Origin of the sequence: Burkholderia sp. Tr-20355 (assembly GCF_017104685.1) — a bacterium.
Taxonomy (GTDB): Bacteria; Pseudomonadota; Gammaproteobacteria; order Burkholderiales; family Burkholderiaceae; genus Burkholderia; species Burkholderia seminalis.
In genome coordinates, this window is the sequence record NZ_JAAGPK010000047.1 from 1 (window position 1) to 18852 (window position 18852).

Sequence of the window (18852 nt, forward strand, 5' to 3'; positions counted from 1 at the left end):
TTTTCGGTTCGGTTAAGAACCGGTCGCTCACTCAAAGCTGACAGGAATATGAATCACTTCATAAACCTGACTTACTTTAGTGTGAGACTCTTGATACTTTCGCTATCTGATCCGAGGATCAGCTCGCCGCCATCAAGCGCCCACACTTATCGGCTGTTAATTTTTAAAGAGCAATCTGCGAGGAACATCGTGTTTCCCGGCAGCGCCGCGTTTTCAGCAGCAGAGAAGCGAGATTATGAACCGTGTTTCGCAGCTCGTCAACAACTTTTTGCACTACGTCGTTGCGACCGCGGGGTTCAACTTCCGTACCGCCGAGGCCGTTCCTGCCGGGCCTCAACCGCACTGCTTCCCTTCCTTCCGCGCCGCGTTTCCGTGAGCGCGAAAGAGGCGTGATTCTATGCACCCGTCGGCAATCGCGCAAGGGGCTCGACGCAACTTTTTCTACGAAAGCCGCATTTCGGCCCGCCACGCATGTCCCGGCACGAGACCGCTTATGGTGCACAGAACGGACTAGAATGTGAGGTTCTTCGCCTCTTTCTATATACGTCTTTAATATGCGCCAGCGAATCGCCAAACGCCTCCCCCCCGATGCCGACAAACTGGTCGGTCTGTCGCTTGCGCTCTTCGCCTCGGGCAGCCGCATCGAGGATCGCTTCTGGGAAGCGAAGCTCGATGCGCTGCTCGCCAAGATTGTCCGCAACGGCAACCAGACCACGCTAGACGCAGCACTCGATCATCTTCAGCAGAATCACCCCGATGCGTACGGTGCACTGGCCGACATGGCCGAGACGCACAGCGAGTCGATGGTGATCGAGCACGACGGCCAGCCGTACGATGCGCTGCTGGTCGCGGTTCCGGTGCTCGCGTGGACGCGCTACATGATTCCGTCGGGTCCGCTCAAGGGCGACGTTACCGACGCGCTGCGAACGCACCTGCAGGCACACGTCCTCGCGAACGGCACGCTCGTCGGGCTGGCGCCGTTCCTCTACAGCATCGACCAGCTGCCGCGGCACCACGTCGAGACCTACCGCCTTGCGCAGCAGCTCGCGCATGCGGCGATCGGCCAGCACACGCCCAAACTGGGCTTCGGCGACCTGCCCGAAACGTCGCCGATCCTGGCCGATCCCCGCTTCCTCCTTGCGGTCGTCGCCGCGCCTGCCGGCGCGCCGCTGTTCCGCTGGCAGGAAGAGGAGAACGGCAGCCGGATCGAACGCGGCCAGTGTCTCGAGCAGTGGACGGCCCAGGGCGGCCCGAACCTGTCGATCGCCCTGCCCGGCTGCGAATTCGAATGCCTGCTTCCGGACGCGTACTACTCGGCCTGCCGCGATGCGGACGAGCGTATCCGTCCGCACACGGTACGAACGGCCATTCGTTATCTGTTTGACACACTTGGTGCGGCGCCGCAGGAGTTGCGCGCGGTGGTCGCCGGCTTCGGCGAACGCCGCATCGACGAGTATCGCGTCGGCTTCACGCGGCGCGCCAGCAACGACGTGATCTACGGCGTCGTCTGGCCGCTGTACGGCCGCGAAAACGGCGACGTGTCGATCGACAACGCGACGCTCGAAGACGAAGCGCCGATGGAAGGACCGCTCGAGGAAATCGTGAGCCTGCTGAAGGAATGCGGCGTAACCGACGTCCGCAGGCACGCGGGCCGCTTCGAACCGGAATACTGCGACGACTGCGGCGTGCCGCTCTACGCGGATCCGCTCGGCGAAATCGTCCATGCGGAAATGCCGGAAGACGCATCGCCCGCCCAGCCGCACTTCCACTGATCCGACGCCGCAGGCCGCCACGGCCTGTCGGTCCGAAGCCGCTCCCGGTTCCCGCCGGAGCGGCTTTTTTTCTTGTCCGATCCTTTTCCGCCCGAAATTTCGGACAACTCCTAAGCCTTTCAGCCTAGCAGACATCGTGTAAGGTCTTTGTCATGATCGGAATCAACGCATGCCCGACAGCAATCAATGACTCAACCTAACGGAGATTGAATATGCGGTTCCTGATGCTCAATTCAGACGCCGAGCGGCGTGATGGACTGAAGGCCCTGCTGCGGCAGATCGACCGTCACGCCAGCATCAACGATGCGCCCGACAGTTTCCAGGCGCGCCGCCTGCTGCGTGCCCAGCGCTTCGACCTCGTCGCGATCGACTGGCTCGACGTAGGCCGGCTCGGCGAGCTTCAGGCGATCTGCAGCGCGTGCTCGCCGACACCGGCCGCCGTGCTGGTCGACGAAGCGCCACCCGATGCCGTCCAGCGCTTCTTCAACCATGGTGTCGCGGGCGTGATCCCGCACTCCACGCGGCCGCACCTGATCGTGCGGGCGCTCGAGATCGTGCTGCTGGGCGGCCACTACATTCCGCCGAGCGCGCTGAGTCTGCTGCCCTCCGTGGCCGCGGCACGCCACGATGCCCATTTCCAGACGCTTGCCGGATCGCTTCCCCGCCGCCCGCCCAGCGGCCTCCTGTCGCCGCGGCAAGCGCAGATCATGCGCTTCGTCCACATGGGCAGCACGAACAAGATGATCGCCCGGACGCTCGGCATCAGCGAAGGCACCGTGAAGATCCACCTCGCCAGCATCTTCCAGCAGCTCGGTGCCGCAAACCGCGCCGCCGCGGTCGCGATCTACAACGGCTGGCTCTCGCCGCACCTCGAGGTGCTGCTGGCGAACCGCAACCGCGCACGCAAACCGAACATCGGCGAACGCGGTCCGGTTCCGCTGCGTGCACAACGGAACGACCATCCGTACCCATTGCCGGCCGTAAACGCCGGCACGCAAGACCTGCCACTCGCCGCCGAGCCACCGGCACGGTTCCGGCGCGGGCGCTAGGCAAACAGTCTCGATATTGCGACGGTCGGTATGTGTGGATTCCCACCTTTGATGCTCAACGAGTAATATGAACGCATGGGTTTTCTTTTCACACCGCTTCCGCTCTGGGTTGGCATCGGTGGCTGGATCGCCGCCGCGGCCCTGCTCGCGCTCGCGATCTGGAATCGCCCGTTCGTACGCCTGCAGGATGCCACGCTGCAGCACGTGTGGCTCGCGCTCGTCACCGCAATTTCGGTCCTCTGGGCATCGAATGCCTGGCTCGAAGACGGCATCGTCATGCATCTGCTTGGCGCCACGCTGCTCGTCACACTGTTCGACTGGACACTCGCGCTGATCGCGATGGGCGCCGTCACGGCGGTTGCCGCGATCATCTTCGACGCGCCGTGGCAGGGCATTGGCCTGACCTATCTGATCTACGGGGCGCTCCCTGTCGCCGTGTCGGCGTTGCTGCAGCGCGCCGCGCTCGCGTGGTTGCCGCACAACCTCGCATCGTTCATCACCGGGCAGGGGTTCCTGTCGCCGGCTATCGCGATCGTCGCAGTCGCCGCAGCGGCGGCCGGTGTCCAGCTCGCGCTCGCGGACGGCGTGCCCGTCGTCATTCCGGCCGGCTATCTGCTGAACACCGCGCTGCTCGCGCTCGGCGAAGCGTGGTTCACCGGCATGGCGACGGCACTCATCGCCGTCTACCGCCCTGCGTGGGTCACGACCTTCGACGTCCGGCGCTATCGCCTCGGCGGCCCGCGCGCCTGAATTTCCTCCGGATTCACACACCGTCCACGCATGCCGCACGCCTCTTCCGCGGCGCGGCAGAACAGGCCGTCTACTGCCGCACAACTTTTTTACGCTAAGATTGAACTCCTGTTCTTCATCGGGCATCTATAGGAGCCCGATGTCTCATTCGCTCCTCACCAATAACCAGATGGACAGCTCACCTGCCTCGCTCCGGATTTTCCGGGCGCTCGGCAAGCTGGCAGCCTGTATCGCGGGCCTGTCGCTTGCGCTTCCCACACCGGCATTCGCCGACCTGCTCGACCAGCGCTCCGAACTGATCAACAAATTCGTCAACGAGATGCATGCCGATCCGCTCGCCGCCGATTGTGCGGCGCACGGCAGCTTCATCGCCAGTACCTCGACAGCGTTCGACCGCGTCGACTTCGCGCCGAACGCATTCGACAGCGGCAACGCGACGATCACGCCGTGGAACGACTCGTTCGACCAGGGCAAGCAGCGCGTGAAGGTCGACAACATCGTCACGGTCGACGGGCAAGGCATTCACAGCGACGGCAGCGACCCGACGCCGCTGAAATTCCGTTGCGGTTATGTCGGCCAGCAAATGCTCGCGTTCAGCTGGAACGACCCCGTCCCACCGCTGAAGCCGCGCGTGGAACGCTCGTCGTCGACGAAGAAGTTCAAGGGCAAGTCGCACCGCGGCAAGGCCAAGGCGAAGGCATCGGGCCGCACCGGCAAGAAGGCCGTGACCACGAAGAAATCGAGCGGCCAGAAGAAAGCCGTCAAGAAAAAAACCGCGAAGAAGTCCTGATACGACCGAGCGGCAACGACAGACGCAAAAAAGCCGGGGCATCCTGTGATGCCCCGGCTTTTTTCATATGACGACGATACGCTTACGCGAACGTGTCGACGTGCACCAGGATCGCGGCCAGCATCGCCGCGCCAAGCGCCGCGCTGCGCTCGCCGTTCCAGCCGACGCGCTCGTCGGGCAGGTTCGCGTTGTCCTTGAACGGCATCTCGAGCGTCAGCGACAGGCAACCGAACTGGTGGCCGATGTATTTCGACGCCAGCTTGAGCGCATCTTCCTTGTACTTGCTTGCCGCATAGCCGTGCTCGGTCTGGAAGTCGGGACTCGCGATCTTGAACGCGTCGATGAACGCGGCCTGTTCCTTGCCCTGCTGCGCGGTAAAGCTCGGCAGCATCTCCGAACCGGCGACGAACACGTACGGCAGATCCTCATCGCCGTGAATGTCGAAGAACATGTCGCAGCCGATCGCATGGATCGCGTCACGGACGGCCAGCACTTCGGGGCTGCGCTCGGCATCCGGCGCCATCCACTCGCGATTCAGGTTCGCGCCTGCCGCATTGGTGCGCAGGTTGCCATGCACGCTGCCGTCCGGGTTCATGTTCGGGACGATGTGGAACGTCACGCGATCGTAGAGCTTGCGCGCGACCGGATCGCCAGCCCAGTCGCCCCATCCCGCCAGCCGCTTGACGAGGCCCTCGACGAACCACTCGGCCATCGACTCGCCCGGATGCTGGCGCGCGATGATCCATACCTTCTTCTTCGGCGCGTCGCCGGTTTCCGGCGTGCCGAGCGTCAGCAGCGACATCGGACGGCCTTCGACCGTACGGCCAAGTTCGACGACGCTCGCCTGCGGCAGCTGCTGGACCGCGCCGAGAAACGCCGCATGACGCTCTTCCGAATACGGCTCGAAATACGCGTAGTAGATGCTGTCGAACTCCGGCGTATGGTCGATGGTCATCGTCTTGCCGTCGAACGTCGTCGGCACGCGAAACCAGTCGACCCGATCGTAGCTCGCCACCGCCTGGTAGTTGCGCCAGCCCGACGGATACGCGCATTCGGCCGCGTTCTCGAACGTCATCACGCACCGCTCGCCGCGCGCGCCCGTCAGCCGGTAGTAAAACCATTGCGCGAATTCCGAGCGATTGTCGCCACGCACGCGCAGCCGGATCGCGTCGGGGCTGTCGCACGACACGACGTCGATCGCGCCTGCGTCGAAATTGCTGGTGATCGAAAGGGCCATCTGTCTCTCCTTTGTCGATCGGCGTGAGCGCTTTGACGCTCGCACCGGTCCCATGTAAAGCGGGCGGCCGAACGCACGGTATGCCGCGCGCCGGGCCTCATGCATGTGCCGGCCGTCTCGTGAACGGCCGGCCGGGTCACTCGCCGACTCGCCGGCGATATACGTACGTCGAATCGTTCGACGCAGCCGCGTCGAACGCATAGCCTTCCGTCGCAAAATCCTTCAGTGCCTTCGGGTCGGCAATCCGGTTCTCGACGACAAAACGCGCCATCAGCCCGCGCGCGCGCTTTGCATGGAAGCTGATGATCTTGTAGCGGCCGCCCTTCCAGTCCTCGAACACCGGCGTGACGACCGGCGCGGCCAGCAGCTTCGGCTTGACCGACTTGAAGTATTCGGTCGACGCGCAGTTGACCAGCACACGCGCCGCGCCGCTGCGCGTCTCGAGCTGCTCGTTCAGCGCCCGCGTGATGCGGTCGCCCCAGAACGCGTACAGATCCTTGCCGCGCGCGTTCGCGAAGCGCGTGCCCATCTCGAGCCGGTACGGCTGCAGCAGGTCGAGCGGACGCAGCAATCCGTACAGGCCCGACAGCACACGCACGTGCTGCTGCGCATAGTCGAGATCGGCCGACGACAGCGATTTCGCGTCGAAACCTTCATAGACGTCGCCGTTGAACGCGAGCACGGCCTGCTTCGCATTGGCCGGCGTGAAGGACCGCGACCAGTCGGCATAGCGCTGGAAATTCAGGCGCGCAAGCGGATCGGAGATATCCATCAGCGTCGCGATGTCCTGCGGCGACAGCTTGCGCAGGCCGTCGATCAGCTCGGACGCGTCGTCGACGAATGCAGGCTTCGTGTAAGACTGGACGTGCGCGGGCGTATCGTAGTCGAGGGATTTGGCTGGAGAGAGAACGATTATCATAGAGGCTCGCTGGCACGCCGTGCCTTGCGGTCAGACGAAAACCACCGATTGTAACGAATGACCCGCTCTCTCGCCCCGCACGCCGCGCACCGCGTCGTGCTCGACTCGAACGTCTGGATCGACATCCTCGTATTCGACGACCCCGCTACGCGCCCGATCCGGGCCGCGCTGGAAAGCGGCGCGCTTGCCGCCGTGATCGACGGCCGCTGCCTGACCGAGCTCGAATACGTGCTCGACTATCCGCAGTTCCAGTCGCGCGCGATCGACAAGGCGGCCGCACTCGCGACCGTCGCCCGCCTCGCGAGCCTCGTCGAGCCGCCGCCTGTCGACGCCGACGCGCCGCCGCTGCCGAAGTGCAAGGACCGCGACGACCAGAAGTTTCTCGAACTTGCCCGCGCCGCGCAGGCCGAGTGGCTCGTATCGAAAGACCGCGCGCTGCTGAAACTCGCGAAGCGCACCGCACGCGACTTCGGCTTCCGGATCGCGCAGCCCGCGCCGTTTGCCGAGGCCTGCGCGCTCGACGCCGCACCGGACACGACGACCACGCCGGCCTGACCTGCGCCGCACCACCCGAATCCGACCGTATCGATGAACGCTCCTTCAGACATGCCAACGACTCCCGTTTTCCCCTCGCGCCTGCCGAACGTCGGCACGACGATCTTCACGGTCATGAGCGCGCTTGCCGCCGAAAAAGGCGCGGTGAACCTCGGCCAGGGCTTCCCGGATTTCGATTGCGATCCGCGCATCGTCGATGCGGTCGCGACCGCGATGCGCAACGGGCACAACCAGTATCCGCCGATGGCCGGCGTCGCACCGCTGCGCGACGCGATCGCCGACAAGATCGCGCAGGTCTATGGCCGGCGCTACGATCCGGCCACCGAGATCACGGTGACGGCCGGCGCGACGCAGGCGCTGCTGACGGCGATCCTGTGCGCGGTGCATCCGGGCGATGAAGTGATCGTCGTCGAACCGACCTACGACAGCTACCTGCCGTCGATCGAGCTCGCGGGCGGCAAGCCCGTGTTCGTCACGCTCGAGGCGCCCGATTATGCGATCCCGTTCGACCGCCTCGCGGCCGCGATCACGCCGAAAACGCGAATGATCCTGATCAACACGCCGCACAACCCGACGGGTACCGTGTGGCGCGAGGCGGACATGCGCAAGCTCGCGGACATCGTGCGCGGCACCAACGTGCTGATCCTGTCCGACGAAGTGTACGAGCACATGGTCTACGACGGTGCACGCCACGAAAGCGTTGCGCGCTACCCGGAACTCGCCGCACGCAGCTTCATCGTGTCGAGCTTCGGCAAGACCTATCACGTGACAGGCTGGAAGGTCGGCTACGTCGCGGCGCCTGCCGCGATGACCGCGGAATTCCGCAAGGTCCACCAGTTCAACGTCTTCACGGTGAACACGCCGATGCAGATCGGGCTCGCCGACTACCTGCGCGACCCGGCACCGTATCTGTCGCTGGCCGGTTTCTACCAGAAGAAGCGCGACTTCTTCCGTGCGGGCCTCGAGCGCACGCGCTTCAAGCTGCTGCCGTGCACGGGCACGTACTTTCAGTGCGTCGATTACTCGGCGATCAGCGACCTGCCCGAGGCGGAATTCTCGAAGTGGCTCACGTCGGAGATCGGCGTGGCCGCCATTCCGGTGTCGGCGTTCTATCACGAGCCGCATGAATCGGGCGTCGTACGCTTCTGCTTCGCGAAGCAGGAAAGCACGCTCGCGTCCGCGCTCGAACGGCTCGCCCGCCTGTAAACCCCGCATGGGCGGCCCCCGCCGCCCTGCCGGAACCGCGCTTACGAGCGCGCGACGCGCGTCGCTTCGATATATGCCTTGCGCTCGGCGGCCACGCGCTGCGCGGCCGGACGCTCGCCGACCTGCTTCGCGTGCGCCTTCCAGTCGATGCCGGCGTCGAGCAGGAAATCGCGCCCGAATATCGCCTTCGTCGCCATCCCGATGACCGGCAGATGAACCCACGCGGCGATGTCCGCGAGGCCGAACGTCTCGCCGAGCACATACGGCGAAAACCGCGTCATCTGCTTGAACGCATCGATCGCTCGCGGCAGGCGCTTCTCGACGTGCGCCTTCGTCCCGTCGCTGACCTTGCCGCCGAAAAATGCCTCCGTATAGACCTCGCGCGTCACCCATTCGAGATACAGCTCGAGCGTCTCGACCAGTTCGCGCACCTTCGCGGCCGCGAACGGACTCGCCGGGAAAATGCCTTTTTCGGGATAGCGCGCGGCCAGATATTCGACGATCGCCTGCGACTCGAACAATGCGCCTTCCTCGGTCTTCAGGAACGGAATCTTGCCGAGCGGCGAATCGACGAGCCGGGCCGGATCGCTGATCGGCAAACCGCACACCGACTCCTCGAACGGAATGTCGTGCTCGAGCAGCACGAACTTCACCTTGTTGTAATAGTTGGACAACGGCATACCGCACAGCTGTAGCATCAAGGTCTCCTTCCTTGCTGAAGCGCGGCCGTAACGGTGCCGGCCGCATCGAGATTCGTCGCGCCGAAAAGCACGTTCGTGCTAGTCTAAAGCAAGTTTTGCGTTCGTCACGACAACATTACATCCGCTGCGGCAGCCATTCCGGCTGTTCGCGCAACATGCGCGGCGCAGCCGCCCCGCCATCCGATGGAGACACGCTCGCATGAGTGCTGAACTGCTGGCCTCGCGTCCGCCCGAGAGCGATTCGACGCTCGTCCTCACGCTGTCCAATCCCGGCGCGCGCAATGCGCTGCATCCCGACATGTACGCGGCCGGCATCGAGGCGATTGCCACCGCCGATCGCGATTCCGCGATTCGCGCAGTCGTCCTGACCGGTGCCGATCGCTTCTTCTGCGCGGGCGGCAACCTGAACCGGCTGCTCGAGAACCGTTCGAAGGATCCGTCCTACCAGGCCGACAGCATCGACCAGCTCGCCGCTTGGGTCACGGCGATCCGCGCGTCGACGAAACCGGTGATCGCAGCCGTCGAAGGCGCCGCGGCCGGCGCGGGTTTCTCGCTCGCGCTCGCGTGCGACCTGATCGTCGCCGCGCACGACGCGAAATTCGTGATGTCGTATGCGCGTGTGGGCCTCACGCCGGACGGCGGCGGTTCGTGGTTCCTCGCGCGCGCACTGCCGCGCGCGATGGCGGCCGAACTCCTGTTCGAAGGCAAGCCGGTCACGGCCGAACGCCTGCATGCGCTCGGCGTCGTCAACCGGCTCGCCGTGCCCGGCGCGGCACTGACCGACGCGCTCGCGTGGGCCGACGCACTCGCCGGCATCTCGCCGAACGCCCTCACACGCATCAAGTCGCTGCTCGACGATGCGACGACGCAATCGCTCGAACCGCATCTCGGTACCGAGCGCGATCATTTCGTCGCGTCGCTGCATCATGCGGACGGGCTCGAAGGCATCACCGCGTTTCTCGAGAAACGCCAGCCGCGTTACAAGCGCTGATCGAGCCAGCCTTCTCTCGTGACGACGCGACGCCGCCCGGTCGTAACGGCGCTCGATACCGCGCAAGAAATGCACTGACGCACGTCGCGCCCGACGTCGGCGGCGCGCTTCACGCCGCCTGCGCACACGCATCGGCAGGCACGTTTCCGTCGCCAGCAGCCCGCGTCGATCCATGCTCTAATGTCCGCCTGTCGCGGCGCCCCCGGCGCCGTTTTCGCGCATGCAACCGAGGAGTTGACGATGATCGACGTCTATAGCTGGGCGACCCCGAACGGCCACAAGGTGCACATCATGCTCGAGGAAACGGGCCTCGCATACCGTGCACATCCGGTCGATATCGGCGCGGGCGACCAGTTCAAGCCCGACTTCCTGAAGATCAGCCCCAACAACAAGATCCCGGCCATCGTCGATCCGGACGGTCCCGGCGGCAAACCGATCTCGCTGTTCGAATCGGGCGCGATCCTGATCTATCTCGCGGAGAAGACCGGCAAGTTCCTGCCGACCGATCCGGCCGCGCGCTATGCAACGCTCGAGTGGCTGATGTTCCAGATGGGCGGCGTCGGCCCGATGCTCGGGCAGGCGCACCACTTCCGCCTGTACGCGCCGGAGAAGATCGAATACGCGGTCAACCGCTACACGAACGAAGCGAAACGCCTGTACAACGTGATGGACAAACGCCTCGGCGAATCCGAATATCTCGCGGGCGACGCGTACACGATCGCAGACATTGCGACGTTCCCGTGGACGCGTTCGTGGCAAAACCAGGGCATCGTGCTCGACGAGTTGCCGAACGTGAAGCGCTGGTACGACGCGATCGCCGCGCGACCCGCCGTGCAGCGCGGCGTCGAGGTGCTCGCGTCGATGCGCAAGGCACTGCAGGACGACAAGGCTCGCGAAGTGCTGTTCGGCGCGACGCAGTACGCGAAGCACTGACACGCAGGGACGGACGGGGCGGCAAGCGTGCCTGCCGCCCCGCGCGTCAGAAGTAGTGCAGCGTGATGAACTCCGCCGCGCACACCAGCAGCGGCGCATCGGGACGCTCGACCTGGATCGACACCGACCACGTCACCTGCACCCCGCCCTGCGCGGCGCCGGCGGTTTCCTTCACCGCGAACAGCGCACGCACGCGTGCACCGACCGGCACCGGCTTCAGGAATCGCACGCGATTCAGCCCGTAGTTCACGCCCATCTTCTGCTCGAAGCGCATCGCATCGGTCATCAACGCGGGAATCAGCGACAGCGTCAGGAACCCGTGCGCGATCGGTCCGCCGAACGGCGACTCGCGTCGGGCGCGCTCGGGATCGACGTGAATCCATTGATGATCGCCGGTCGCGTCGGCGAAACCGTCGACGCGATGTTGGTCGATCGCGATCCAGCCGCTCGCGAGCGGCTCCGCGCCGACCCGTGCCTGCAACGCCTCGGCCGACGCGATCAGCGGCAAGGTCACGTCCGTCATGCGCTCGCCCCTCCCGGATGGCGCAGCCCGAAAAGCACCTTCGTATGCACGCTGATCACCGTCTCGCCGGCTTCGTTCACGCCGACCCACTCCGTCGACACGATGCCGCGGTCGGGCTTGCTCTCCGACACGCGCTTGTCGTGAACCTTCTGGTACATCGTGATCGTGTCGCCGGCCCGCACCGGCTTGAGCCAGCGGATCGAGTCGATGCCCGGCGAGCCCATGCTGGTCGAATCCGGCCCGAGCTTCCGGACGAGCAGGCTCATGAACACCGAGCACGTATGCCAGCCGCTCGCGACGAGGCCGCCGAAATGCGATGCCTTCCCGGCCGCCTCGTCGAGATGGAACGGTTGCGGATCGTAGCGCTGCGCGAACGCCTTGATGTCGTCGGGCTCGAACGTGTAGCGGCCCACTTCGGTCGTGCTGCCGACCACCAGGTCTTCGTAACTGATACCCACTTGCAAGTCTCCTTGTCTGGCGCGCTCGCGCGTCGCCGTCATGCCGCGTCGGCCTGCGCGAAATCGGGCAGCGCCGCGATCCGGGCAAGATGATGGTCGGTGTCGCCGAGCGTCGTCTCGATGATCGTCAGCCGCTTGAACAAATGCGCGGCAGCGACCTCGTTGGTCACGCCCATGCCACCATGCAACTGAATGGCCTGCTGGCCGACGAAACGCGCGGCCGCGCCGACACGTGCCTTCGCGGCGGACACGGCCTTGCGCCGCGCATCGGCGTCGCCGCTCCCGTAGCGCACCGCCGCCAGATAGGTCAGCGAGCGCGCCTGCTCCGCATGGATCAGCATGTCGACCATCCGGTGCTGCAGTGCCTGAAAACGCGCGATCGGCACGCCGAACTGCTCGCGCGTCTTCGTGTATTCGACCGTCGCGCGATTCAGCTCGTCGAGTGCGCCGACCGCTTCCGCGCACAGCAGGAACGTCGCGTAATCGGCAACCTGCTCGAGCGCCGCCGCGTCGCGCGCACCGCCCGTCAGCAGCCGGGCCGGCGTTGCGTTGAATTCGATCGTCGCGGCACGCTGGCCGTCGATCGTCCGGTAGTCGGTCACCTTCGCGTTCGCCGCGTCGCGTTCGACGACGAACAGGCCGATGCCGCCGCCATCGACACGCGCGGGCACGATCCACGCATGCGCCTGTGCGCCGTGCTGAACGACCGACTTGATGCCGGTCAGCCGGTACGTGCCGCCGTGCTCGCGCGCATGCGTGTCGAGCTCGTACAGATCGTAGCGCGCCTGCGGCTCATGAAACGCAACCGCCAGCCGTTTCTGTCCCTGCGCCACCGCCTCCAGCAACGCGGCATCGTCGCCCGCGCCGGAGCCGGCGATGCGCAGTGCCTCGACGCCGACCGCCGTGGCCCAGTACGGCTCGATCACGAGCGCGCGGCCGAGCTCCTGCATCACGACCAGCATGTCGACCGGACCGCCGCCGAAGCCGCCCTGGGCGTCGGGCACCGGCAATGCGGTCAACCCCAGTTCGGTGAATGCGCGCCATTGCGCGTCCGAGACACCCGTGTCGCCGCGCACGATCGCCTGACGCGCGTCGAAGCCGTATTGCTCGCCGAGATACCGGCGCAGCGCGTCGGCGAACTGCTGCTGCTCATCGGTAAAGCTGAAATCCATGGTTGTCTCCGTTCCCTGATCACAGCCCCAGAATCATCTGCGCGATGATGTTCTTCTGGATCTCGTTCGAGCCACCGTAGATCGACGTCTTCCGGTAATTGAAGTAGTACGCGGCAAGCGGCGCCGCATCGTCGTCGCCCGCGATGCTGTGCTCGCGCTCGCCGTCGAGGAACGGCACGTCGAACGGCGCGGCGAGCGGGCCGATCGCATCGACCATCAGTTCGGTGAGCGCCTGCTGCACCTCGGTGCCCTTGATCTTCAGCATCGATGCCTCGGGGCCGGGCCCCTTGCCGCTCGTCTCGCGGCTGACGACACGCAGCACCGTCACCTCGAGCGCCATCAGCTCGACTTCGAGCGCCGCGACCTTCGCGGCAAATACCGGATCGGCGAGCAACGGCTTGCCGTTCTTGCGCTGGTTCGACGCCACGCGCTTCAGGAACGCGAGCTCGCGTTTCGACGCGCCGACGCGTGCGATGCCGGTGCGCTCGTGGCCGAGCAGGTATTTCGCGTAGGTCCAGCCGCGGTTCTCGTCGCCGACGAGGTTCTCGACCGGCACCTTCACGTCCTCGAAGAACACTTCGTTGACCTCGTGGTCCTCGTCGAGCATGACGATCGGGCGCACGGTGATGCCGGGCGTCTTCATGTCGATCAGCAGGAACGAGATGCCCTCCTGCTTCTTCGCGGCCGGATCGGTCCGGACGAGGCAGAACATCATGTCGGCGTGCTGGCCGAGCGTCGTCCAGGTCTTCTGGCCGTTGACGACGTAGTGGTCGCCATGGCGCTCGGCGCGCGTGCGCAGCGATGCGAGATCGGACCCCGAACCGGGCTCCGAGTAACCCTGGCACCACCAGTCGGAACCGTCGAGTATGCGCGGCAGATAGTGGCGTTTCTGCGCCTCGCTGCCGTACTTCATCAGCACCGGTGCGACCATCGACACGCCGAACGGCAGCACGGTGGGCGCGCCGATCCGCGCGCACTCCTCATCCCAGATGTGTCGCTGCGTCGCGCTCCAGCCCGGGCCGCCGTATTCGACGGGCCACGCGGGCGCGGACCAGCCGCGCTGGCCGAGAATCCGGTGCCAGCTCGCGAAATCCTCGCGGTCGAGTCGTTTGTGATCGAGTACTTTGGCGCGCAGCGCGTGAGGCAGGTTGGCCTCGAGCCAGGCGCGGACGTCAACGCGGAACGCGTCGTCGGCGGGGGAATAATCCAGATCCATGCGCAGTGTCTCCTGTCGGCCGGAGTGCGCGCTTCAGCGGTTGCTCCGGTCTCATGCAGACGCTCGCCGCGGCCGTCCGCCCCGGCAAGGATCCGCTGCATGCGTCATTGCAGCGGTTCTTTCAGCGCGGCAGGAATCGGCAGCGGCATCACGTCGATGCCTTCTTCGGCCAAGGATTGCGCATCTTCCGGCGTCGTGACGCCACGAATGCTGCGTGCGGGCGCCTCGTTGTAATGGATGCGCCGCGCTTCCTCGGCGAAGCGCTCGCCCACATTCTCGGTTTTCTCCAGCACCTCGCGCAGCGCACGCATCACCTGCGCCTGCAGCGCACGCGGATCGGCCGGCCGGGCCTGCGTCGCGCCCGACAAGTTCAGGCGCGGCGCCGACGGCAGACGGTTGACCTCGGTCGTTCCGCACACCGGACATTCGACCAGCTTGCGGGACAACTGCGCTTCGAATTCATCGGCGGAAGCAAACCAGCCTTCGAACCGATGACCGTGCGGGCACTGTAAATCGAGGACCTTCATGCTGAATCAGGGCGTGTGACGAGTGTAGCGCAAATTGCGGTTTTGTGAACGATCGTGCTAAATCCCGATCGCGCGGGACGAATGCACCGCGTCACCGGATTGTAACGCGGCGCCCCGCTCGCCGTTGGCGCGACGCTCAGGGCGTCAGGACCGGCCCGAGCGGCCAGGCGCCGGACAGCACCTTGTCGAGCCACATCATGCCGATGATCGTCTTCACGTCGGTGATCTGGCCCGTGCGCACCCACTCCTGCAGGTCGGCCTGCGTCGCGGTGAAGGTCTCGAGGAATTCGCCTTCGTCGAGCTTGCGCTCGCCGGCCGTCAGCCCGCGCGCAAGGTACAGGTCGATGAATTCGGTCGAATAGGAAATGATCGGGTGAATGCGGGCCAGGAACACGTATTCACGCGCCGTGTAGCCCGTTTCCTCGCGCAGTTCGCGCACCGCGCACGCGAGCGCGCCTTCGTCCGGATCGAGCTTGCCGGCCGGGAATTCGGCCATCACCTTGCCGATCGGATAGCGATACTGGCTTTCCATCAGCACGCGGCCGTCGTCGAACAGCGGGATCACCATCACCGCGCCCGGATGCTGGACGTATTCGCGCGTGGCCTTCTTGCCGTCCGGCAGACGGACGGTGTCGCGCTTGAGCTTGAGGAACGCGCCTTCGAAAATCGCCTCGCTCTCGAGGCAGGTTTCGGTCAGTGCGGCGTCGTGATTGGGTAGTTCGGCCATCGGCGGCTCCTGGATGAGCACGACGGACGGCCGGGGGCCGTCAGCGTCGTTTGACGAGATACTGGAACGTGAAGCCGGGGAACGCGAACACGACGAACAGACTGAACGTGATCGCGTAAAACTGCCAGCCCTGTTCAAAGCGGTTGCCGGCACGCGATTCGAGCCAGAAGCCGAGCGCGCCGACGATGAAATACAGCACGATCAGCTCGCCGATCCGCACCCACGCGCTCTTCTTCGCCGCGCCGAACGGCACGACGGCGAAGAGGCGTTGGTTCAGGAACGGGAGGTTGGCGCATACGAGCGCCAACAGCACGATAAACCAGCCGGCTGCCGACATTACAGCGGCAGCGTGTGACGAATTGCCTGCAGGCAGGCCGTCAGCAGCGGGCTCGGAATCAGGCCGAGCACGACGACCGCCAGGCCGTTCAGCACGAGGATCGTGCGCTTGCAGAAATCACCCGTGATCGGCGTCGAATCCTGCGGTGCATCGAAATACATCAGCTTCACGATGCGCAGGTAGTAGAACGCGCCGAACAGCGACGTGATCACGGCCAGCACGGCCAGCCACGTGAGGCCCGCGTTGACGGTCGCCTCGAGCACGGCCAGCTTCGCATAGAAGCCGACGGTCGGCGGGATGCCGGCCAGCGAGAACATCATGACCATCATCACGAACGCGAACACCGGGCTGCGCTTGTTGAGGCCCTTGAAGTCGTCGATCGTTTCCGCTTCGAAATCGCGGCGTGCGAGCAGCATCACCACGCCGAACGAGCCGAGCGTCGTGATCAGGTAGACGATCGCGTAGAACATCGCCGAGCTGTAGGCGTTCGCCGGTGCCGCCGCGTCGCCCTTCACGATGCCCGCGAGCAGGCCGAGCAGCACGAAGCCCATGTTCGAGATCGCCGAGTAGGCGAGCATCCGCTTGATGTTGCGCTGGACGATACCGGTGATGTTGCCGACGATCAGCGACAGCGCGGCGAGGATCACGAGCGCGGTCTGCCAGTTCTGGGCGAGCGGCAGCAGGCCCATCACCAGGAAACGCAGGCCCCACGCGAAGGCGGCAACCTTCGGGCCGCCGCCGACGAACAGCGTCATCGCGGTCGGTGCGCCCTGGTAGACGTCCGGCACCCACATGTGGAACGGCACGGCACCCAGCTTGAACGCGATACCGGCGACGATGAAGACCACGCCGAACATCAGCACGGCTGCGTCGGTGTTGCCGCCGACGGCCTTGTACACCTCGCCCAGCTCGAGCGAGCCGGTCGCGCCGTAGAGCATCGAGATGCCGTACAGCACGAAGCCCGACGCGAGCGCGCCCAGCACGTAGTACTTCATCGCGGCTTCACTCGACTGCGCGGCGTCGCGGCGCAGCGCGATCACGGCATACAGCGACAGCGACATCAGTTCGAGACCGAGGTACAGCGTCAGGAAGTTGTTGCCCGACACCATGACCAGCTGGCCGAGCAGCGAGAACATGCCGAGCAGGAACACGTCGCCGCGGAACATGTCGCGATCTTCGAGGTACTTGCGCGAATAGACCAGCGAGACCGCGAAACCGAACGACACGACGGCCTTCATCGTGCTCGCGAACGAGTCGACGACGACCATCTTCGAGAAGAAGTAGTACTGCTGCGGGTCGAGTGCCTGCACCGCGAACCACACGCCCGCGACGACCGACGAAACGACCGCGATCAGATAGGTCAGGCGGCGGCCGGAAGCACCGGTAAAGGTGTCGTTCAGCCATGCGACGACGATGGCGGCCATCACCAGCGCGTCAGGCAACAGGACATTCATAGGAGCATTCATGATCTTGGTTTCCTCCGCTCGCGATTACTGGGCCAGCGGCAGCTTCGACTGCGCGACGTGGGAGAGGAGGTTTTCCACGGAAACGTGCATCACGTCCGTGAAAGGCTTCGGATAAAGACCCATCAGCAGCGTGAACGCGGCGAGCACGGCCAGCATCAGGAATTCGCGACGGCCGATGTCCTTCAGCTTGGCAACGTGATCGTTCGCCACCGCGCCGAAGTACACGCGCTTGTACATCCACAGCGTGTAGGCCGCACCGAGGATCAGCGTGAACGCCGCGCCGAAGGCGATCCAGAAGTTGTACTGGACGGCCGCGAGAATCACCATGAACTCGCCGACGAAACCCGACGTACCCGGCAGGCCGCAGTTGGCCATCGAGAACAGCATCGCGAATGCCGCGAACTTCGGCATCACGTTGACGACGCCGCCGTAATCGGCGATCTGGCGCGAGTGCACGCGGTCGTACAGCACGCCGATGCAGAGGAACATCGCGCCCGACACGAAGCCGTGCGAGATCATCTGGATGATCGCGCCTTCGACGCCGAGCTGGTTGAAGATGAAGAAGCCGAGCGTGACGAAGCCCATGTGCGCGATCGACGAATACGCGACCAGCTTCTTCATGTCGGCCTGCACCATCGCGACGAGGCCGATGTAGATCACCGCGATCAGCGACAGCGTGATCACGACCGGTGCCAGGAAGTGGCTCGCGTCAGGCGTGATCGGCAGCGAGAAGCGCAGGAAACCGTAGGCGCCGAGCTTCAGCATGATCGCGGCCAGCACGACCGAGCCGCCCGTCGGCGCTTCCACGTGCGCGTCCGGCAGCCACGTGTGCACCGGCCACATCGGCACCTTCACCGCGAAGGCGAGGAAGAAGGCGATGAACAACAGGATCTGCGGCGTCATCGCGATCTTCGCGTTCTGCCACGTCGCGAGGTCGAACGAGTGCGTTTCCGTGTACAGGTAGATCAGCGCGACCAGCATCAGCAGCGAGCCGGCCAGCGTGTACAGGAAGAACTTGAACGCCGCGTACACGCGGTTCGGGCCGCCCCACACGCCGATGATGATGTACATCGGGATCAGGGTCGCCTCGAAGAACACGTAGAACAGCAGGCCGTCGGCCGCCGAGAACACGCCGATCATGATCCCGGACAGGATCAGGAACGCCGCGAGGTACTGCGCGACGTTCTCGGTGATCACTTCCCACGCGGCGATCACGACGATCACCGTGATCAGCGCGGTCAGCACGACGAACCACATCGAGATACCGTCGACGCCGAGGTGATACGCGATGTCGAAGCGCTCGATCCAGGTCGACTTCTCGACGAACTGCAGCGCGGCCGTGCTCGAGTCGAAGCCCGTGATCAGCGGGATCGTGACCGCGAGACCGAGCAGCGAGCCGATCAGCGCGATCCAGCGGGCCGTCCCCGGATTTTTGTCGTTACCTACCGCGAGTACCAGGAGGCCGAAAACGATCGGCAACCAGATCGCGGTACTGAGAATCGGAAAAGCGTGCATTGTTCTTG

Annotated in this window: 20 protein-coding genes; 8 read left to right on the forward strand and 12 right to left on the reverse strand. The window is 65.0% G+C overall.

Annotated features, from left to right (window positions below; all coding sequences use genetic code 11):
• The first annotated feature begins 554 nt into the window (after positions 1–554).
• From G3N62_RS15015 to G3N62_RS15030, 4 genes are all read left to right on the forward strand, one after another.
• The gene (locus G3N62_RS15015) at positions 555–1772 is read left to right on the forward strand and encodes a DUF2863 family protein (protein WP_034190826.1); all 1218 of its coding nucleotides are present in this window, start codon (positions 555–557) and stop codon (positions 1770–1772) included.
• A gap of 212 nt (positions 1773–1984) precedes the next feature.
• Positions 1985–2821: a response regulator transcription factor gene (locus tag G3N62_RS15020; protein WP_034190825.1), complete on the forward strand. Its 837-nt coding sequence runs from the start codon at positions 1985–1987 to the stop codon at positions 2819–2821.
• A 75-nt stretch (positions 2822–2896) separates the two neighbouring features.
• Entirely contained in the window at positions 2897–3571 is a 675-nt protein-coding gene (locus tag G3N62_RS15025) for an energy-coupling factor ABC transporter permease (RefSeq protein ID WP_034190824.1), read from the forward strand.
• Positions 3572–3710: 139 nt separating this feature from the next.
• Positions 3711–4361: a hypothetical protein gene (locus G3N62_RS15030; RefSeq protein ID WP_049028785.1), complete on the forward strand. Its 651-nt coding sequence runs from the start codon at positions 3711–3713 to the stop codon at positions 4359–4361.
• Positions 4362–4443: 82 nt separating this feature from the next.
• Here the strand turns inward: G3N62_RS15030 and G3N62_RS15035 are convergent, their stop codons facing one another.
• Together G3N62_RS15035 and yaaA are read right to left on the reverse strand one after the other, a co-directional pair.
• Positions 4444–5598, reverse strand: coding sequence for a M14-type cytosolic carboxypeptidase (locus G3N62_RS15035; RefSeq protein WP_124670628.1), 1155 nt, complete (start codon positions 5596–5598; stop codon positions 4444–4446).
• Between the two features lie 136 nt (positions 5599–5734).
• Positions 5735–6517 (reverse strand): peroxide stress protein YaaA, encoded by a 783-nt coding sequence (gene yaaA, locus G3N62_RS15040; protein ID WP_034190821.1) that lies wholly within the window; start codon positions 6515–6517, stop codon positions 5735–5737.
• Positions 6518–6574: 57 nt separating this feature from the next.
• On the opposite strand from yaaA, the gene G3N62_RS15045 reads away from it, so the two are divergent.
• Positions 6575–7072: a putative toxin-antitoxin system toxin component, PIN family gene (locus G3N62_RS15045; protein WP_034190820.1), complete on the forward strand. Its 498-nt coding sequence runs from the start codon at positions 6575–6577 to the stop codon at positions 7070–7072.
• A gap of 33 nt (positions 7073–7105) precedes the next feature.
• Positions 7106–8278, forward strand: a complete 1173-nt coding sequence (locus tag G3N62_RS15050; RefSeq protein ID WP_124670627.1) for a pyridoxal phosphate-dependent aminotransferase — start codon at positions 7106–7108, stop codon at positions 8276–8278.
• Positions 8279–8319: 41 nt separating this feature from the next.
• On the opposite strand, the gene G3N62_RS15055 is transcribed toward G3N62_RS15050, so the two are convergent.
• Positions 8320–8976, reverse strand: a complete 657-nt coding sequence (locus G3N62_RS15055) for a glutathione S-transferase (protein ID WP_124670626.1) — start codon at positions 8974–8976, stop codon at positions 8320–8322.
• Between the two features lie 202 nt (positions 8977–9178).
• Here G3N62_RS15055 and G3N62_RS15060 point away from each other — a divergent pair, with 202 nt between their 5' ends.
• Positions 9179–9970 carry an enoyl-CoA hydratase gene (locus G3N62_RS15060; protein ID WP_124670625.1) on the forward strand — a complete coding sequence of 264 codons (792 nt, stop codon included), beginning with the start codon at positions 9179–9181 and terminating at the stop codon, positions 9968–9970.
• 240 nt (positions 9971–10210) lie between these two features.
• Positions 10211–10903 (forward strand): glutathione binding-like protein, encoded by a 693-nt coding sequence (locus G3N62_RS15065; protein WP_034190816.1) that lies wholly within the window; start codon positions 10211–10213, stop codon positions 10901–10903.
• Between the two features lie 46 nt (positions 10904–10949).
• On the opposite strand, the gene G3N62_RS15070 is transcribed toward G3N62_RS15065, so the two are convergent.
• The 9 genes from G3N62_RS15070 to G3N62_RS15110 all read right to left on the reverse strand — a co-directional run bounded on the left by G3N62_RS15070 (position 10950) and on the right by G3N62_RS15110 (position 18844).
• On the reverse strand, positions 10950–11426 hold the full coding sequence (locus tag G3N62_RS15070; protein ID WP_034190815.1) for a MaoC family dehydratase: 477 nt from the start codon (positions 11424–11426) through the stop codon (positions 10950–10952).
• Positions 11423–11884, reverse strand: a complete 462-nt coding sequence (locus G3N62_RS15075) for a MaoC family dehydratase (protein WP_034190838.1) — start codon at positions 11882–11884, stop codon at positions 11423–11425. The genes G3N62_RS15070 and G3N62_RS15075 overlap by 4 nt, the downstream gene beginning before the upstream one ends.
• A 38-nt stretch (positions 11885–11922) precedes the next feature.
• Positions 11923–13056: an acyl-CoA dehydrogenase family protein gene (locus tag G3N62_RS15080; protein WP_124670624.1), complete on the reverse strand. Its 1134-nt coding sequence runs from the start codon at positions 13054–13056 to the stop codon at positions 11923–11925.
• Between the two features lie 19 nt (positions 13057–13075).
• Positions 13076–14272, reverse strand: a complete 1197-nt coding sequence (locus tag G3N62_RS15085; RefSeq protein ID WP_124670623.1) for an acyl-CoA dehydrogenase family protein — start codon at positions 14270–14272, stop codon at positions 13076–13078.
• 104 nt (positions 14273–14376) lie between these two features.
• The gene (locus G3N62_RS15090) at positions 14377–14799 is read right to left on the reverse strand and encodes a DUF1178 family protein (protein ID WP_034190812.1); all 423 of its coding nucleotides are present in this window, start codon (positions 14797–14799) and stop codon (positions 14377–14379) included.
• Positions 14800–14935: 136 nt separating this feature from the next.
• Positions 14936–15526 carry an NUDIX hydrolase gene (locus tag G3N62_RS15095; protein ID WP_034190811.1) on the reverse strand — a complete coding sequence of 197 codons (591 nt, stop codon included), beginning with the start codon at positions 15524–15526 and terminating at the stop codon, positions 14936–14938.
• 40 nt (positions 15527–15566) lie between these two features.
• Positions 15567–15863 carry a DUF2818 family protein gene (locus tag G3N62_RS15100; RefSeq protein WP_034190810.1) on the reverse strand — a complete coding sequence of 99 codons (297 nt, stop codon included), beginning with the start codon at positions 15861–15863 and terminating at the stop codon, positions 15567–15569.
• Positions 15863–17317, reverse strand: coding sequence for an NADH-quinone oxidoreductase subunit NuoN (gene nuoN / locus G3N62_RS15105; protein ID WP_175028768.1), 1455 nt, complete (start codon positions 17315–17317; stop codon positions 15863–15865). Before nuoN ends, G3N62_RS15100 begins: the two co-directional genes overlap by 1 nt.
• Positions 17318–17353: 36 nt before the next feature.
• Positions 17354–18844 (reverse strand): NADH-quinone oxidoreductase subunit M, encoded by a 1491-nt coding sequence (locus G3N62_RS15110; RefSeq protein ID WP_021162817.1) that lies wholly within the window; start codon positions 18842–18844, stop codon positions 17354–17356.
• Positions 18845–18852 lie beyond the last annotated feature (8 nt).

Excerpts from the sequence above, each read along its gene's own strand:
- G3N62_RS15100 (WP_034190810.1), bottom strand. The coding sequence starts at position 15,863 with ATGTCGGCAGCCGGCTGGTTTATCGTGCTGTTGGCGCTCGTATGCGCC.
- G3N62_RS15085 (WP_124670623.1), bottom strand. The coding sequence starts at position 14,272 with ATGGATCTGGATTATTCCCCCGCCGACGACGCGTTCCGCGTTGACGTC.
- G3N62_RS15030 (WP_049028785.1), top strand. The coding sequence starts at position 3,711 with ATGTCTCATTCGCTCCTCACCAATAACCAGATGGACAGCTCACCTGCC.
- G3N62_RS15025 (WP_034190824.1), top strand. The coding sequence starts at position 2,897 with ATGGGTTTTCTTTTCACACCGCTTCCGCTCTGGGTTGGCATCGGTGGC.
- G3N62_RS15065 (WP_034190816.1), top strand. The coding sequence starts at position 10,211 with ATGATCGACGTCTATAGCTGGGCGACCCCGAACGGCCACAAGGTGCAC.
- yaaA (WP_034190821.1), bottom strand. The coding sequence starts at position 6,517 with ATGATAATCGTTCTCTCTCCAGCCAAATCCCTCGACTACGATACGCCC.
- G3N62_RS15095 (WP_034190811.1), bottom strand. The coding sequence starts at position 15,526 with ATGGCCGAACTACCCAATCACGACGCCGCACTGACCGAAACCTGCCTC.
- G3N62_RS15110 (WP_021162817.1), bottom strand. The coding sequence starts at position 18,844 with ATGCACGCTTTTCCGATTCTCAGTACCGCGATCTGGTTGCCGATCGTT.
- G3N62_RS15055 (WP_124670626.1), bottom strand. The coding sequence starts at position 8,976 with ATGCTACAGCTGTGCGGTATGCCGTTGTCCAACTATTACAACAAGGTG.
- G3N62_RS15020 (WP_034190825.1), top strand. The coding sequence starts at position 1,985 with ATGCGGTTCCTGATGCTCAATTCAGACGCCGAGCGGCGTGATGGACTG.
- G3N62_RS15060 (WP_124670625.1), top strand. The coding sequence starts at position 9,179 with ATGAGTGCTGAACTGCTGGCCTCGCGTCCGCCCGAGAGCGATTCGACG.
- G3N62_RS15070 (WP_034190815.1), bottom strand. The coding sequence starts at position 11,426 with ATGACGGACGTGACCTTGCCGCTGATCGCGTCGGCCGAGGCGTTGCAG.
- G3N62_RS15080 (WP_124670624.1), bottom strand. The coding sequence starts at position 13,056 with ATGGATTTCAGCTTTACCGATGAGCAGCAGCAGTTCGCCGACGCGCTG.
- G3N62_RS15045 (WP_034190820.1), top strand. The coding sequence starts at position 6,575 with ATGACCCGCTCTCTCGCCCCGCACGCCGCGCACCGCGTCGTGCTCGAC.
- G3N62_RS15015 (WP_034190826.1), top strand. The coding sequence starts at position 555 with ATGCGCCAGCGAATCGCCAAACGCCTCCCCCCCGATGCCGACAAACTG.
- nuoN (WP_175028768.1), bottom strand. The coding sequence starts at position 17,317 with ATGAATGTCCTGTTGCCTGACGCGCTGGTGATGGCCGCCATCGTCGTC.
- G3N62_RS15035 (WP_124670628.1), bottom strand. The coding sequence starts at position 5,598 with ATGGCCCTTTCGATCACCAGCAATTTCGACGCAGGCGCGATCGACGTC.
- G3N62_RS15050 (WP_124670627.1), top strand. The coding sequence starts at position 7,106 with ATGAACGCTCCTTCAGACATGCCAACGACTCCCGTTTTCCCCTCGCGC.
- G3N62_RS15090 (WP_034190812.1), bottom strand. The coding sequence starts at position 14,799 with ATGAAGGTCCTCGATTTACAGTGCCCGCACGGTCATCGGTTCGAAGGC.